12 protein-coding genes are annotated in these 15,294 nt (G+C 72.3%); 8 read left to right on the top strand and 4 right to left on the bottom strand.

Going from position 1 to position 15,294, the window contains the following annotated elements; all coding sequences use genetic code 11:
* The first annotated feature begins 1 nt into the window (after nucleotide 1).
* From QQX13_RS11880 to QQX13_RS11855, 6 genes are all read left to right on the top strand, one after another.
* Nucleotides 2-289 (top strand): YggT family protein, encoded by a 288-nt coding sequence (locus QQX13_RS11880; RefSeq protein WP_301118351.1) that lies wholly within the window; start codon nucleotides 2-4, stop codon nucleotides 287-289.
* Between the two features lie 109 nt (nucleotides 290-398).
* Entirely contained in the window at nucleotides 399-1,241 is an 843-nt protein-coding gene (locus tag QQX13_RS11875) for a DivIVA domain-containing protein (protein WP_301118350.1), read from the top strand.
* 101 nt (nucleotides 1,242-1,342) lie between these two features.
* Nucleotides 1,343-1,792, top strand: a complete 450-nt coding sequence (locus QQX13_RS11870) for a TraR/DksA family transcriptional regulator (protein WP_301118349.1) — start codon at nucleotides 1,343-1,345, stop codon at nucleotides 1,790-1,792.
* Nucleotides 1,789-2,340 (top strand): signal peptidase II, encoded by a 552-nt coding sequence (gene lspA, locus QQX13_RS11865; RefSeq protein WP_301118348.1) that lies wholly within the window; start codon nucleotides 1,789-1,791, stop codon nucleotides 2,338-2,340. Before QQX13_RS11870 ends, lspA begins: the two co-directional genes overlap by 4 nt.
* Complete coding sequence (locus QQX13_RS11860; protein ID WP_301118347.1) at nucleotides 2,333-3,250, top strand: RluA family pseudouridine synthase; 918 nt, start codon at nucleotides 2,333-2,335, stop codon at nucleotides 3,248-3,250. Before lspA ends, QQX13_RS11860 begins: the two co-directional genes overlap by 8 nt.
* Before the next feature lies 1 nt (nucleotide 3,251).
* A complete protein-coding gene (locus QQX13_RS11855) occupies nucleotides 3,252-3,743 on the top strand; it encodes a GNAT family N-acetyltransferase (RefSeq protein ID WP_301118346.1) in 492 nt (163 codons plus the stop codon).
* Between the two features lie 171 nt (nucleotides 3,744-3,914).
* Here the strand turns inward: QQX13_RS11855 and QQX13_RS11850 are convergent, their stop codons facing one another.
* Nucleotides 3,915-4,847, bottom strand: coding sequence for an alpha/beta hydrolase (locus QQX13_RS11850; protein ID WP_301118345.1), 933 nt, complete (start codon nucleotides 4,845-4,847; stop codon nucleotides 3,915-3,917).
* Nucleotides 4,848-4,857: 10 nt separating this feature from the next.
* Nucleotides 4,858-9,123 carry an ATP-dependent RNA helicase HrpA gene (gene hrpA, locus QQX13_RS11845; RefSeq protein WP_301118344.1) on the bottom strand — a complete coding sequence of 1,422 codons (4,266 nt, stop codon included), beginning with the start codon at nucleotides 9,121-9,123 and terminating at the stop codon, nucleotides 4,858-4,860.
* A gap of 89 nt (nucleotides 9,124-9,212) precedes the next feature.
* Between hrpA and dnaE the strand changes: the two genes are divergently transcribed.
* A complete protein-coding gene (gene dnaE / locus QQX13_RS11840) occupies nucleotides 9,213-12,755 on the top strand; it encodes a DNA polymerase III subunit alpha (RefSeq protein ID WP_301118343.1) in 3,543 nt (1,180 codons plus the stop codon).
* Between the two features lie 20 nt (nucleotides 12,756-12,775).
* Here the strand turns inward: dnaE and QQX13_RS11835 are convergent, their stop codons facing one another.
* The gene (locus QQX13_RS11835) at nucleotides 12,776-12,916 is read right to left on the bottom strand and encodes a hypothetical protein (RefSeq protein ID WP_301118342.1); all 141 of its coding nucleotides are present in this window, start codon (nucleotides 12,914-12,916) and stop codon (nucleotides 12,776-12,778) included.
* 60 nt (nucleotides 12,917-12,976) lie between these two features.
* On the opposite strand from QQX13_RS11835, the gene hisD reads away from it, so the two are divergent.
* Nucleotides 12,977-14,284 (top strand): histidinol dehydrogenase, encoded by a 1,308-nt coding sequence (gene hisD, locus QQX13_RS11830; protein WP_301118341.1) that lies wholly within the window; start codon nucleotides 12,977-12,979, stop codon nucleotides 14,282-14,284.
* Here the strand turns inward: hisD and QQX13_RS11825 are convergent.
* Entirely contained in the window at nucleotides 14,281-15,279 is a 999-nt protein-coding gene (locus QQX13_RS11825; protein WP_301118340.1) for an NAD-dependent epimerase/dehydratase family protein, read from the bottom strand. The genes hisD and QQX13_RS11825 overlap by 4 nt on opposite strands.
* Nucleotides 15,280-15,294: the final 15 nt, after the last annotated feature.

Here is a 15,294-nt window from a genome sequence, read left to right as displayed (position 1 = left end):
CGTGAGCCTCATCATCGACGTCCTGATCTTCATCCTGACGCTGTTCCTGATGCTGCTGTTCGCGCGCTTCGTGATCATGATGGTCGCGTCGATCGTGCGCGACTGGAAGCCCACCGGCGCGGGCCTCGTGGCGGTCGAGTCGGTCCTCACCGTCACCGACCCGCCGATCAAGCTCGTGCGTCGGATCGTGCCACCGCTCAGCATCGGCGGCCTCCGCCTGGACCTCGGGATCATGATCGTGATGCTCGGGACCATGATGCTGCGGTGGTACCTGAGCCTGCTCGCCTGACGCCCGCGCACGGCTCTCAAGTGCGTGCCGATACTGCAATGGGTAAAGTGACAGATTGACAGCATGGCCGGTTCTACCGGCCCCGATCAGACTCGAGGTGGAAGTCGACATGGCACTGCTGACCGCCGAGGACGTCCTCAACAAGGCCTTCTCCAAGACCAAGTACCGGGAGGGCTTCGACCAGGACGAGGTCGACGACTTCCTCGACGAGGTCGCGCACTCCATCTCGCAGCTCACCGCGGAGCGGGACGAGCTCGCGGCGCGGCTGCGCGAGGTCCAGCAGGGCGGCGGCGCCGCGCCGGCCGCCGAGGCCCCGGCCACCGACGCAGGCCTGCTCCAGGCCGCGACCGACCCGAACCCCCCGACCCCGACGGGCATGCTCGCGATGGCGCAGAAGCTCCACGACGAGTACGTGGCCGCCGGCGAGGAGGAGAAGGAGCGCCTGGTCGAGGAGGGCAAGGCGAAGGCCGAGTCCATCGTCGAGCGTGCCGAGAACGACGCGCAGGCCCGCATGGACCAGCTGAACTCCGAGCGCGCGCTGCTCGAGACCAAGATCGACGACCTGCGCCGCTTCGAGCGCGACTACCGCTCGCGCCTCAAGTCGTACCTGAGCAACCTTCTCGACGACCTCGACCACGCCGAGGGCACCGCCCCCGCGCCGGCCGCGCCCTTCGTGGGCGAGGAGCTCATCGAGGAGCCCGCCGTCGAGGAGACCGTCGAGAGCTTCGGCGAGGAGACCCCCGCCGACGAGCCGGTCGACGAGGCTCCCGCTTCCGAGGAGCCCGCCGCGGAGGCCGACGCACCCGCCGAGGACCAGCCGGAGGAGGAGTCCACCTCCTCGCCGGCGCTCGGCACCCCGTACACGCCGCCGACGACGCAGTTCGGCGGGTCGTACACCCCCCAGCAGCCGTGGGCGCCCACGGCTGACGGGGACGCAGAACCCCGCGCCTGAGAGAAACCCCTGGACGAAGCGCCGCGCCCACGGGCGCGGCGCTTTGCCTTGCGGAGGCGTCGGGACTACTCTCACTGCACCAGCCAGAGACGAGGACAGTCATGAGCACCGAAGTCACCATCGTGGTGGTCGACCCTTCAGAGCTGAAGCCGGCCGATGCCAAGCAGCTTCCTGTGCGACCGGGCGACGACGCCTGGAAGCTCGCGGACCTGCGGCAGATCGTCACGAGCCTGAACGAGGACGTGGAGCGGCTCGTGACCGAGCTGGGCGTCACGGAGCACGAGCTGGACGACCTGCTGCACACGTCCGAGGGTGCGGGTGACGACCAGGCGGACGCCGGTTCGACCGCGCTCGAGCGCGAGCAGGAGATGTCGATCGTCAACAACACCCGCGACATGCTCGAGCAGAGCGTGGACGCGCTGCGCCGGATCAAGGTCGGCACCTACGGCGCCTGCCAGTCGTGCGGCCAGGGCATCGGTCGCGCGCGCCTCATGGCGTTCCCGCGCGCCAACCTCTGCGTGACGTGCAAGCAGCGCGAGGAGCGTCGTTGACCTGGAGGCCTGCCTTCTGGCTGATCGCGGGCAGTGTCGTCGCGATCGACCAGGCCACCAAGCAGTGGGTGCTGGAGACGCTGGAGCCCGGTGAGAAGCACGAGGTGCTGGGCGACCTGCTGTCGATCCAGCTCGTGTTCAACTCGGGCGCGGCGTTCTCGCTCGGCAACGCCTTCACGTGGATCCTGACCCTGGTCGCCGTCGCGGTGAGCGTCGGCATCGTCGTGTACGCACGCCGTGCGCAGAGCACGCTCGCGGTGTGGATCTTCGGCGCCGCGCTCGGCGGCGCGCTCGGCAACCTCATCGACCGCCTGTTCCGCGACCCCGCGTTCGGCGAGGGCCACGTCGTCGACTTCATCAACTACGGGGACCTGTTCGTCGGGAACGTCGCGGACATCGCGATCGTCGGGGCGGCCATCGTGCTGATCCTCGCCAGCCTCGGGTCGACGCCCGTGCTCGCCGCCGCGGTCACGGAGGACGATGCGGCGGTTCCGGCGGACGACGCGACGGACGATTCCGGGGACGGCTCGGGCGAGGCCCGTGCCTGAGACCCGGTACCTGCCCGTGCCCGACGCGCTCGTCGGCGAGCGTGCCGACGCGGCGCTCGCACGCATGCTCGGGCTCTCCCGGGCCCGCGCAGCCGACGTGATCGAGGCGGGCGGCCTGTTCCAGGACGGCCGCACGCTCGGCAAGTCGGACCGGCTCGCCGACGGGATCGTCGCCGTGGACCTGCCGGAGGAGCGCGAGGCGGCGCCCGAGCCGGAGGTGCCCGGCGGCCTGGCCATCCTGTACGAGGACGACGACGTGGTCGTCGTGGACAAGCCCGTCGGCGTCGCGGCGCACCCGTCGCCGGGGTGGACGGGCCCGACGGTGGTGGGCGCGCTCGCCTCGGCCGGGTACCGGCTGTCCCAGCACGGTCCGCCCGAGCGCCAGGGCATCGTCCACCGGCTCGACGTGGGCACCTCGGGCCTCATGGTGGTCGCGCGCTCGGACGCCGCCTACACGCACCTGAAGCGCGCCTTCAAGGAGCGCACGGTGGAGAAGATCTACCACGCGGTGGCGCAGGGGCACCTCGACCCGACGGCGGGGACCATCGACGCGCCGATCGGCCGCCACCCGCACTCGGACTGGAAGTTCGCGGTGGTCGAGGGCGGCAAGCCGTCGGTCACGCACTACGAGGTGCTGGAGATGTTCCCCGCGGCGTCGCTGGTCGAGATCCATCTCGAGACGGGTCGCACGCATCAGATCCGGGTCCACATGGCCGCGATGCGCCATCCGCTCGCAGGCGACCTCACCTACGGAGCGGACCCGACCCTCGCCCAGCGCCTGGGCCTGTCGCGCCAGTGGCTGCACGCGCGCGAGCTCGCGTTCGAGCACCCCACGCAGGCACGCGAGGTGCGGGTCACCTCCGACTACCCCGAGGACCTCGCGGCGGCCCTCGCGATCCTGCGGGGCTGACGTGCGGGTCCACCCGGTGGCGACGGCTGCGCAGCTCGAGGACGCGATGCGGGTGCGCTTCGCCGTGTTCGTCGACGAGCAGGGGGTGAGCCCCGAGGTCGAGCGAGACGCCCAGGACGACGACCCTCGCACCGTCCACGTGATCGCGTACGCCGACTCGGGCGAGCCGCTCGGCACCGGCCGGCTGCTGGCGCCCCATACCGACGAGTTCCACGCCGATCACGGCGCGATGGACCCCGCGACCCCTCACATCGGGCGGCTCGCGGTGGTGGCCGAGGCGCGGGGGACGGGCGCCGGCCGCGTGCTGATGGAGGCGCTCCACGACGCCGCTCGACAGCGCTACGCCGTGGACGGGCGCGTGCGGGTCGAGCTCAGCGCGCAGGACCAGGCGATGCCGTTCTACGCGCGGCTGGGATATGTCGCGCACGGTGAGGGCTACCTCGACGAGGGCATCCCGCACCACGACGCGTACGTGGACCTCACCGCCCCCTGACGACCCGGCCCCACCCGACCTCCGGACACTCCGCACGGAGCCGGTCCCGGGTCGGCGGCGTGTCGGGCTCGGTTCGGCGCGGATCACCGGGGTGTCGCGCCGAGATCCGTGCGTGCTGTCCGGAGGGGAGGGCGGGGCGGCGCCGGGCAGCGGCGGGGCAGGCGTGGGGCGTCAGCCGCCGAGCGAGTCGACGAAGGCGAGCGCGGCGGCGCTGATCTGCTCGCGCGCCTCGTCGTCGGAGAGGGTCGCCGTCCCGTCTCCCGCCTGCGGGCCGTAGTCGCCGAACTGGGCGTGCACGGCGCCCTCGATGACCGTGAACGAGGAGCCGGCGGGCAGCATCGACCGTGACTGCTCGATCGCCTCCGGCGTCGAGAGCCCGTCCTCGGACCCGGAGATCGACTCGACCGCGGCGGTCAGGCTGCCGCTGATGTCGCTCGCGGGATAGGAGGCGAACAGGAGCAGTCCCACCGCGGGGGCGGTCGAGAGGGAGTCGTCGCGGTCCGCCAGCACGGCGGCCACGACGCCGCCGAGCGAGTGCCCGCCGACCACCCAGCCGTCGACCTCGGGGTGGGCCCCACGCGCTGACTCGAGCGCCCCCGTGTCGAGGAACGCGATCCCCAGGGCCGGCTTGGTGATGACGACCAGGTGGCCGGCCTCCGCGAGCGGTCGTAGCACCGCTGCGTACGAGCGCGCCTCGACCAGCGCCCCGGGCTCGAAGACGACCGCGGTCGGCGCCCGCTCGCCGGCCGGTGCCAGCGTGATCGAGGTCGCGGTCTCCGTCACCGTGACCGCCTCGTCGGACTCCATCGCCGCCAGCGCCGGCTCGATCGCCGTCGCCGGCCGGAGCCACGCCGTCCCGGCCACCCACACCACGGCCCCGAACATCCCGATCACCCGCAGCACGGCCCGCCACCCACCGCGCGGCGCCCGCACGAACGATCCGATGATCGAGGCGATCGCCGCGGCGGCGGTCAACGCGAGCCAGATCGCATACGCCGGGTGGCCGTGGCTGACGGCCCCCCACGAGCTGAGGGCGGCCCAGGCCACCACGGCGAGCGCGACGGCGGCGATGCCGCGGGAGAACCAGGGGAGGATGCGGACCATGCGGACGACGCTAGCCGATCGCGGCGAGCGCCTTGCGGATGCGCTGCTCGGAGACCGGGCCGTCGGTCCCCAGCCGCTGCGCGAACAGCGACACCCGCAGCTCCTCCAGCATCCACCGGACCTCGTCGAGCGCGGCGCGCGTCGCCGCGTCCGGCCGGCCCTTGAGGCGAGCGGTCCGCACCGTCTCGTACGCCTCGGCCACCTGGGACACCTGCCAGGCGAGCTGGGCGTCCTTCGACGGATCCGACTGCGCCTTCTCCAGACGATGCGCGGCCGCCTTGAGGTAGCGCTCCAGATGAGGAAGCCGGCCGGCCGGCGTGCGGCGGACGAAGCCGTCGCCCACGAGCGCGGCGGACTGCTCGCGCAGGTCCTGGAGCGTCGACAGGAGCGCGAGCGAGCTGCTGCCCCGCACCTCCACGTCGAGCTCTCGGGCGGCGGCGAGCGCGCCGGCGGCACGGCGCGCGACCTCGAGCACCTGGTCCTCGAGGGCGGGGCGGACGGAGTCGCGCAGGGCCTCGTAGGCGCTGCGGTCCCTGACGGCGCCGGCGCCCGGGGTGAGCGTCCGCATCGCGGCGAGCTGGAGGTCGTCGACCAGCGCCTCGGTCGACGTGTAGGGAGAGGCGCCCAGCGCGAGCGCCTCCTGCGTCGACCAGCGGGTGGTGACGCGCTTGACCGGCAGCCCGACCTCCGCGAGCAGGAGCCGGCGCACGCCCTCGCCGTGGCGGGCGTCGCGGTCGCCCGCCTCCGCGAGCACCCGCAGCGCGGCCCGAGCCTTCACTCCCTCGCCCTCGGCCACGATGGCGGGGAAGCCGCGCGCGACGACGCCGTGCACCGTCCCCTCCACCTCGTCGGGGAGGACGTCGACGTCGGGCCACGCGGTGAGCTCATCCACCTCGGCGATCGCGGCGCTCGCGGGGCGCGGCAGCGCCGCACCGTCCCGCGCCCCGGCGTCCGTCGCGCCGGGCCGGGCGTCTCCACCCGCGCCGCCCCGCGTGCCCCCGCGCCCCGACGCCGCCGCATCGGCCGCCCGCTGCACCGCGGTGCGCACGGCCGCGCGCGCCTGGGGCGCCAGCTGCCGCTGCAGCATCGCGAGATCGTGGCTCTCACCCCGCACCGTGGTGTCGCGCCCGACCCGCTCGACCACGCGGAACGTCATGCGCAGGTGGGAGGGAAGACGCTCGTCCAGGCCGTCCCACGCCTCGTCGCCGATCTCCACGTCGCGGAGGTCCCGCACGGCGCGGGTGAACGCGGCTCGGAACGGCTCGGCCATGTCGCCCGCCCGGGCGACGTCCGACCACGCGGGCAGATGCGCCTCGAACCACGCGACGATGTCCCGCGCCGCGTCCGGCGCCGGCACCAGCAGACGTCGCACCGCCTTGGGCAGCGCGCGGATGGTCGCGGTCACCAGCTCGGGCAGGAGCCCGGGGACCAGCCAGTCGAAGCCGTCTCCGAGCACGCGGGGCAGCACCCCGAGCGGCACATGGACGGTGACGCCGTCGGCGGCGGTGCCGGGCTCGAACTGGTAGGTGAGCGGGAGCTCGAGGTCGAGCTGAGGCCAGGAGTCCGGGAACAGCGCGGGGTCGATCGCGGCGTGCTCGGGGACCAGCTCCTCGAGCGTGAGCGTGAGCAGGTCCGGATCGGCGACCCGGGCCTCCTTCCACCAGCGGTCGAAGTGCCGCGCGGAGACGATCGTCTCGGGCAGGCGGGCGTCGTAGAACCCGACCAGGGTCTCCTCGTCGGCGATGACGCCGCGCGTGCGGGAGCGCGCCTCGATCTCGGCGGCCTCCTCGAGCACCCGCTGGTTGTCGCGCCAGAATCGATGGTGGGTGGTCCACTCGCCCTGCACGAGGGCGTGGCGGATGAACAGGTCGCGCGCGCCCTCCGGGTCGATGCGGCCCCACAGCACCGGCCGGTCCGCGACGATCGGCACGCCGTACAGGAGCACCTTCTCCGTCGCCATGGCGGCGCCGCGCTTCGAGGACCAGTGCGGCTCCGAGTGGGTGCGCTTGGCGAGGTCGCCCGCGAGCTCCTCGGCCCACGCGGGGTCGATGCGTGCGACGTCGCGCGCCCACAGCCGCGAGGTCTCGACCAGCTCGGCCGCCATCACGAACTCCGGCGGCTTCTTCGACAGCGGCGAGCCCGGGTTGATGGCGAAGCGCACGCCGCGGGCGCCCAGGTACTCGTTCGAGGAGCGCTTGCGGGCCTTCCTCATCTCCTTCGCGCGCGCCTCGCCCCGGAGGTGGGTGAAGCTCGAGGCCTTGAGCTGGAGCACGTCCTGCGCGCCGATCTGCGACAGCAGGCCGGCCAGCACGCTGCGGTGGATCGCGTCCTCGTCCCACAGGTGCCTGAGGGTGTCGCCGCGGTCGGGCACGGGCCTCGCATCGCGTCGCACCAGCTCGATGCCGAGCTCCTTCGCGGACGCGCGGATCTGCGTCATGACGTCCTGCCACTCACGGATGCGCAGGAAGTGCAGCATCTCCGCCTTGAGCCCGCGGCGGAACTGGTTGTCCGACAGCGCCTTCTGGCGTTCGCGGACGTGCTCCCACAGGTTGAGGTAGGCGAGCAGGTCCGAGGAGGGGTCGGCGAAGCGACGATGCAGGAGGTCCGCCTCCTCGCGGCGCTCGGCGGGGCGCTCGCGGGGGTCCTGGATCGACAGCGCGGCGGCGATCACCGCGACCTCGTAGCCTACGCCGTGCTTCGCGCCCTCGACGATCATGCGCGCCTGGCGGGGATCCATGGGGAGGCGGGCGAGCTGGCGCCCCACGGGGGTCAGCGCGGTGCGGCCGTCGGCGGTGGCGACCGCCCCCAGCTCCGCGAGCAGGGCAACGCCGTCGCGGATCGCGCGCGTGTCCGGCGGCTCGACGAACGGGAAGCGCGCGATGTCCTCGGGGGAGGAGACCACGCCGACCGCGATCATCTGCAGGATCACGCTCGCGAGCGACGTCCTCAGGATCTCGGGCTCGGTGAAGGCGGGGCGCGTCTCGAAGTCGTCCTGCGCGTACAGGCGGATCGCGATGCCGTCCGCGAGGCGTCCCGCGCGGCCCGAGCGCTGGTTCGCGCTCGCCTGCGAGATGGGCTCGATGGGCAGCCGCTGGACCTTGGTCGCCTTCGAGTAGCGCGAGATCCGCGCCGTCCCGGGGTCGACCACGTAGTGGATCCCCGGGACGGTGAGCGAGGTCTCGGCGACGTTCGTCGACAGCACGATGCGGCGGTGCGCGTGCCGCTCGAACACCCGGTGCTGCTCGGCGGCGGACAGGCGCGAGTACAGCGGCAGGATCTCGACCCGGCGCGGGTGGCGGGGGTCGCGGGCGCGGTCGCCGAGCGACGCGGCCAGCGCGTCGGCCGCGTCGCGGATCTCCCTCTCGCCCGAGAGGAACACGAGGATGTCGCCGTCGCCCCAGGTCATCAGCTCGGCGCACGCCTCGACGATCCCGGTGTCGAGGTCCTTCTCGTCGCCCTTCCGCTCGCCCTCGAGCGGGCGGTAGAGGATCTCGACCGGGTACGTGCGGCCCGTGACCTCGACCACGGGGGCGCGGCGCTGATCGTCCCCATCCGCATCGTCGGGCAGCGGCCCCCCGCGGGCGAAGTGCCGCGCGAAGCGCTCGGAGTCGATGGTGGCGGAGGTGATGATCACCTTGAGGTCGGTGCGGCGGGGCAGCAGGTTGGTGAGGTAGCCGAGCAGGAAGTCGATGTTGAGGCTGCGCTCGTGCGCCTCGTCGATGATGAGCGTGTCGTAGGCGAGCAGGTCGGGGTCCCGCTGGATCTGGGCCAGCAGGATGCCGTCCGTCATCACCTTGACGAGGGTCCGGTCCGAGGACTGGTCGGTGAAGCGCACCTGGTAGCCGACGATCTCGCCGAGCGGGGTGCCGATCTCCTCGGCGATGCGGTCCGCGACCGAGCGCGCGGCGATCCGGCGCGGCTGGGTGTGGCCGATCTGACCCGCCCGGCCGCGGCCGAGCTCGAGGCAGATCTTGGGCAGCTGCGTGGTCTTGCCCGAGCCCGTCTCGCCCGCGACGATCACCACCTGGTGGTCGCGGATCGCGGCGGCGATGTCCTCCCGCCTGGCGCTGACGGGGAGCTCGGCCGGGTAGAGGATCTCGGGGACGGCGACCGCCGCCCGGGCGTCCGCGGCGGCCTCCAGGGCCCTGGCGCTGACGCGGGGACGATGCGGCGCCCGGGTGCCCCGCGCATCGTCCCGTCGCCCTCCGGAGGCGCCCCGCCGGGGTCCGCGACGGCCGCGCCGCGGGGCGCGCTCGGGCCGGGACTCCTCGCTCACCGGGACATTCTCCCAGGCCCGACCGACACCCCGCGCCGGGCCGGAACGCGTCTCCCGCGATGTCTGCCGGGACGCCTAGAATCGTCGCCATGCCAGGCAAGGATTTCGTCCACCTCCACGTCCACACCGAGTACTCGATGCTGGACGGCGCGGCGAAGATCGGCGACCTGTTCCAGGAGGCCGAGCGCCTGGGCCAGCCCGCGATGGCGACGACCGACCACGGGTATCTGTTCGGCGCCTACGAGTTCTGGACCAAGGGCAAGGCCGCGGGCATCAAGCCGATCATCGGGCTCGAGGCGTACCTCACGCCCGGCACCGCGCGCGGCGACCGCAGCCGCGTGCGCTGGGGCGACCGCGGTCAGGAGTCGGACGACGTCAGCGCGGGCGGCGCGTACACCCACGCCACCATGTGGGCGCGGGACACCGCGGGCATGCACAACCTGTTCCGGCTCGCGTCCTACGCCTCGCTCGAGGGCCACTTCTACAAGGCGCGCATGGACCGCGACCTGCTGCAGCGCTTCTCGAAGGGGATCATCGCGACCACGGGCTGCCCGTCGGGCGAGGTGCAGACCCGCCTGCGGCTGGGCCAGTACGAGGAGGCCCTGAAGGCGGCGGCGGAGTTCCAGGACATCTTCGGCAAGGACTCCTACTACGTCGAGCTGATGGATCACGGCCTCGACATCGAGAAGCGGGTCTTCGAGGACCTGCTGCGGATCTCCAAGGCGATCGGCGCGCCCCTGGTCGCGACCAACGACCTGCACTACACCAAGCGCGAGGACTCCCACGCGCACGAGGCGCTGCTCTGCGTCCAGTCGGGCTCGACACTGAACGAGCCGACCTACGACAACGGCGGCAAGCGCTTCGCGTTCTCCGGCGACGGCTACTACGTGAAGTCGAGCCAGGAGATGTGGGACCTCTGGGGCGAGTACCCGGAAGCCCTCACCAACACGGTCGCGATCGCCGAGCAGTGCGAGGTGGAGTTCAACACCAGGGCCGACTACATGCCCGTGTTCGACTGCCCTCCGGGCGAGGACGAGCACTCGTGGTTCGTGAAGGAGGTCCAGAAGGGCCTGCACGAGCGCTTCGGCGAGGAGATCCCCGGCCACGTCCAGGAGCGCGCGAACTACGAGATCGAGGTCATCGCGGGCAAGGGCTACCCGGGCTACTTCCTGGTGGTCGCGGACTTCATCCAGTGGTCGAAGAACAACGGCATCCGCGTCGGGCCGGGGCGCGGCTCCGGTGCCGGCTCGATGGCCGCGTACGCGATGAAGATCACGGACATCGACCCGATCGAGCACCAGCTCTACTTCGAGCGGTTCCTCAACCCCGAGCGCGAGTCCAAGCCCGACTTCGATGTGGACTTCGACGAGCGCAGGCGCGGCGAGGTGATCCAGTACGTCACGGACAAGTACGGCCAGGACCGCGTGTCCATGATCGTCACGTACGGCACCATCAAGGCCAAGCAGGCGCTCAAGGACTCGACGCGCGTGCTGGGCAAGCCGTTCTCGCTCGGGGAGCAGCTCACCAAGGCGTACCCCGAGGCGATCATGGGCAAGGACATGCCCCTGGTCGGCGTCCACGACGCGACCCACCCGCGCCACCACGAGGGCCAGGACTTCCGCGCGGTGCTCGAGGCGGACCCCGACGCGCAGCAGGTGTTCGAGCTCGCGCAGGGCCTCGAGGGCCTCAAGCGCCAGTGGGGCGTGCACGCGGCGGGCGTGATCATGTCCTCGGACCCGCTGATCGACATCATCCCGATCATGCGCCGCGAGCAGGACGGCGCCGTCATCACCCAGTTCGACTACCCGACCTGCGAGACGCTCGGCCTGGTCAAGATGGACTTCCTGGGCCTGAGGAACCTGACGATCCTCGACGACGCCCTCGAGAACATCGTCGACAACGGCAAGGAGCCGCTGGTCCTCGAGGACCTGCCGCTCGCCGACGAGGGCGCGTTCGAGCTGCTGGGCCGCGGCGACACGCTCGGCGTCTTCCAGCTCGACGGCACGGCGATGCGCCAGCTGCTGCGGCAGATGAAGCCCGACACCTTCGAGGACATCTCCGCGGTGCTCGCGCTGTACCGCCCGGGCCCGATGGGCATGAACTCGCACACCAACTACGCGGAGCGCAAGAACGGGCGGCAGGCGATCGCGCCCATCCACCCGGAGCTGGACGAGCCGCTGCGCGAGGTGCTGGGCATCACCTACGGCCTCATCGTGTACCAGGAGCAGGTGCAGCGCATCGCGCAGATCGTCGCCGGCTACACCCTGGGCGCCGCGGACCTGCTCCGCCGCGCGATGGGAAAGAAGAAGAAGGAGATCCTCGACAAGGAGTTCGAGCCCTTCAGCGCCGGCATGAAGGCGAACGGCTACTCGGACGCGGCCATCAAGGCGCTGTGGGACACGCTGCTGCCGTTCGCCGACTACGCGTTCAACAAGGCCCACACCGCGGCGTACGGGGTGCTGTCCTTCTGGACCGCCTACCTGAAGGCGCACTACCCGACGGAGTTCATGGCGGCGCTGCTCACCTCGGTGGGCACCGACAAGGACAAGTCGGCCCTGTACCTCGCGGAGTGCCGACGGATGGGCATCACCGTGCTGCCGCCGGACGTGAACGAGTCGAAGGCCACGTTCTCGGCGGTGGGCACCGACATCCGCTTCGGTCTCACGGCCGTGCGCAACGTCGGCTCGAACGTGGTCGCCGAGATCGTCAGGACGCGGCAGGAGAAGGGCGCGTTCACGTCCTTCGCGGACTTCCTCGACAAGGTGCCGGCGACGGTGTGCAACAAGCGCACCATCGACTCGCTCATCAAGGCGGGCGGCTTCGACTCGCTGGGCTACTCGCGCCGCGCGCTCAATGCGGTGCATGAGCAGGCGATCGACTCGGTGATCGGGGTCAAGCGCCAGGAGGCGACGGGGCAGTTCGACCTGTTCGCCGACGCCGAGGACATCGGTGGCGGGGTGACGGTCGAGGTGCCCACGCTCGAGGAGTGGGACAAGAAGACCAAGCTCAACCTCGAGCGGGACATGCTCGGCCTGTACGTCTCGGATCACCCGCTGTCGGGGCTCGACCACATCATCCGGTCGGAGGCCTCGCACCAGATCCTCAACGCCACGCCCACCAACGGGGTGCAGGAGGGCTCGCAGATCGTGCTCGCCGGCCTGGTGACGCGGGTCGACCGGCGCATCGCGAAGTCGGGCAACCCGTACGCGATCGTCACCCTCGAGGACATGACGGGCGAGACCGAGGTCTCGTTCTTCGCCAAGACCTACGAGACCTTCGCGCGGGACCTGGCGGAGGACTCGGTGCTCGCCATGAAGGTGCGCTGTCGCGAGCGTGGCGACGGCGGGCTGCAGTTCTCGGCCGTCGACGTGCGGATCCCCAACCTCAACCAGCAGGACACGTCGCCCGTGGCGATCACGGTGCCGGCGGCGCGGGTCACCCCGCCGCTCGTCGAGCAGGTCAAGGGGATCCTCCGGGCGCACCCGGGCACCATCGAGGTGCGGATGGTCCTGACGGGCCCGGACCGGCCGCTCACGATGCGGCTCGGTGACGAGTTCCGGGTGTCACGCTCCTCGGCCCTCTACGGAGACCTCAAGGCCGCGCTCGGACCGAGCTGCCTCGCCGGCGTGTGAGGAGGACGGCGCGCTGAGCATCACAGCGCCGTGACCACCGCCAGAGCGACCACGCCGACGAATCCCATCACGACCAGCAGGACCGCGCGGGAGCGCCTCGACCGCGCCGGCGTCGCGGGCTCGCCCGCGCGGGCGCGCTCCTCCCACTCGACGCATTCCATGGCTCCAGGATGCCATCTCCCGTGCGGGGGTCGGACGCGCCCGCGCACTAGAGTGGTCGCGTGCTGAACCGGATCGATCTGCGTGGCCAGGACCTGACCGCCCGCGAGCTGCTGTCCATCGTCCCGCGTGCCGACGTGAACGTGGGCGACGCCCTCGCGGTGGTCGAGCCGATCATCGAGGACGTGCGCACCCGCGGCGCCGACGCCCTGCGTGAGCTCGGCGCCCGCTTCGACGGCGTCACCCCGGAGCACCTGCGCGTCCCGGTCGGCCGGATCGAGGCCGCGCTCGAGACGCTGGACGATGCGGTGCGCGCCGGCCTCGAGGAGGCGATCCACCGCGTCCGCACCTTCCACGTGGCGACCGTGCCGCCGCCGGTGAGCGTCGAGCTCGCGCCGGGGGCCACCGTCTCCCAGCGCTGGGTGCCCGTGGGGCGCGTGGGGCTCTACGTCCCCGGCGGGCTCGCGGTGTACCCGAGCTCCGTCGTCATGAACGTGGTGACCGCGCAGGCCGCCGGTGTGCCGTCGATCGCTGTGGCGAGCCCCCCGCAGAAGGAGTTCGGCGGCCTCCCGCACCCGACCATCCTCGCCGCGTGCGCGCTGCTGGGGGTCGACGAGGTCTACGCGGTGGGCGGCGCTCAGGCGGTCGCGATGCTCGCGCTCGGGGCGGACGGGCTGTGCGACCCCGTGGACGTCATCACGGGCCCGGGCAACGTCTACGTCGCGGCGGCCAAGCGTGCCGTCACCGGGCTGGTCGGCATCGACTCCGAGGCGGGGCCCACCGAGATCGCCGTGATCGCGGACGCGCAGGCGGATGCGCGCTTCGTGGCCGCGGACCTGCTGAGCCAGGCCGAGCACGACCCGATGGCAGGCTCGGTGCTCATCACCGACTCGGAGGAGCTCGCGGACAAGGTGGACGTGGAGCTGGCGGCGCTCGCTTCCGCGACCAAGCACTCCGAGCGCGCGCACACGGCGCTCGGCGGGAGGCAGAGCGCGATCATCCTCACGGACGACGTGGACCAGTCGGTCGCCGTCGCCGACGCCTACGGGGCGGAGCACCTCGAGATCCAGACGGAGGACGCGCACGAGGTCGCGGGCCGGATCCGCAACGCGGGTGCGATCTTCATCGGCGCGTTCTCGCCGGTGCCGCTCGGGGACTACCTCGCGGGCTCCAACCACGTGCTGCCGACGGGCGGCACCGCGCGGTTCGCCTCCGGCCTCAACGTCACGAGCTTCCTCAAGGCCGTCTCCTACATCGACTACGGCGCGTACGCGCTGGGCGCGGTGGGGGACAAGGTGGTGGCGCTCGCGGATGCGGAGGACCTCCCGGCGCACGGCGAGGCCATCCGGGCGCGCCTCGAGGAGAGCTAGCGACCGCGAGCCCCACCGAGGGCGAGCGCTCGCACGCGTCGCTCGTCGTCGTCGGACAGCCCCGCGCGGTCGGGGGACCGGCCGTGCAGCACCGCGCGCGACCGCTCGTACGCCAGCGCACGCGCGATGGTCGCGGAGAGCGGCCGCGTCGCGAGCCCCGCAGCACGCGCCGCGGTCGTGTTGAGGGTGGCGAACCACCGCCACGTCGGGTCGTCGATCCACAGCGGCAGCGATGCCTCTCCCATCCAGGGGGCCACGCCCGCCTCGGCGAGCGTGAGCGGATCCACCCACAGGGGTGTCGCGGCGCTGCGCGCCGCCTCGGCCGAGATCCTCAGCGCCTCGCGCAGCGTCGTGGTGGTGCCGGTCGCGTTGTAGACGCCGTGCAGGCGTCGCTGCGCCACGTCGACGATCCAGGTCGCGAGGTCGTCGACGTCGATCATGGCGACGGGCATGTCGGGCGCGTCGGGGACGACGACGTCGGCGCCCGTCGGGTGGGCGAACCGCCACGGGTAGTAGCCGCTGCGGCCGGTCGTGTCCCCGGGCCCGCCGATGAGGCCGGAGCGGATGACCGTGGACGACGCGCGGGCCCCGCGCACGGATGCCTCGCAGGTGACCTTCGCGCGCCCGTAGTCCGCGGCGTCGTCGAGGTGCTCGAGAGGGGCGAGAGTGGGGGACGCCTCCGCCTGCTCGGGGCTGTCGAAGCGTGCGTACACGTTGGCCGTCGACACGAGCACCCAATGGGCCGGGTCGAGGTCGTTCACCGCGCGCGCCACGTGGCGCGGATCGCGTGACAGGTCGACGACCGCGTCCCACCGGCGGTCGGCCACGGGCGCGAGGCCGTCGACATCGTCGCGGTCGACAGGCACGAACGTGCAGCCCGCGGGCGCCGGGGCGCTGCCGCGGGCCGCGCAGGTGACGGCGTACCCGCGTGCGAGGGCGTGCGTCGCGACCGCGCGGCCGAGGACGGCGGTGCCGCCGAGGATGAGGAGGTTCATGCGTCCATCACAACG

Source organism: Demequina lignilytica (assembly GCF_030418375.1).
GTDB lineage: Bacteria > Actinomycetota > Actinomycetes > Actinomycetales > Demequinaceae > Demequina > Demequina lignilytica.
Note: the sequence above shows the minus strand (reverse complement) of the source record. Positions and strands in the feature narration are given on the sequence as shown.

Excerpts from the sequence above, each read along its gene's own strand:
- QQX13_RS11870 (WP_301118349.1), top strand. The coding sequence starts at position 1,343 with ATGAGCACCGAAGTCACCATCGTGGTGGTCGACCCTTCAGAGCTGAAG.
- QQX13_RS11835 (WP_301118342.1), bottom strand. The coding sequence starts at position 12,916 with ATGGAATGCGTCGAGTGGGAGGAGCGCGCCCGCGCGGGCGAGCCCGCG.
- dnaE (WP_301118343.1), top strand. The coding sequence starts at position 9,213 with ATGCCAGGCAAGGATTTCGTCCACCTCCACGTCCACACCGAGTACTCG.
- QQX13_RS11875 (WP_301118350.1), top strand. The coding sequence starts at position 399 with ATGGCACTGCTGACCGCCGAGGACGTCCTCAACAAGGCCTTCTCCAAG.
- QQX13_RS11825 (WP_301118340.1), bottom strand. The coding sequence starts at position 15,279 with ATGAACCTCCTCATCCTCGGCGGCACCGCCGTCCTCGGCCGCGCGGTC.
- QQX13_RS11850 (WP_301118345.1), bottom strand. The coding sequence starts at position 4,847 with ATGGTCCGCATCCTCCCCTGGTTCTCCCGCGGCATCGCCGCCGTCGCG.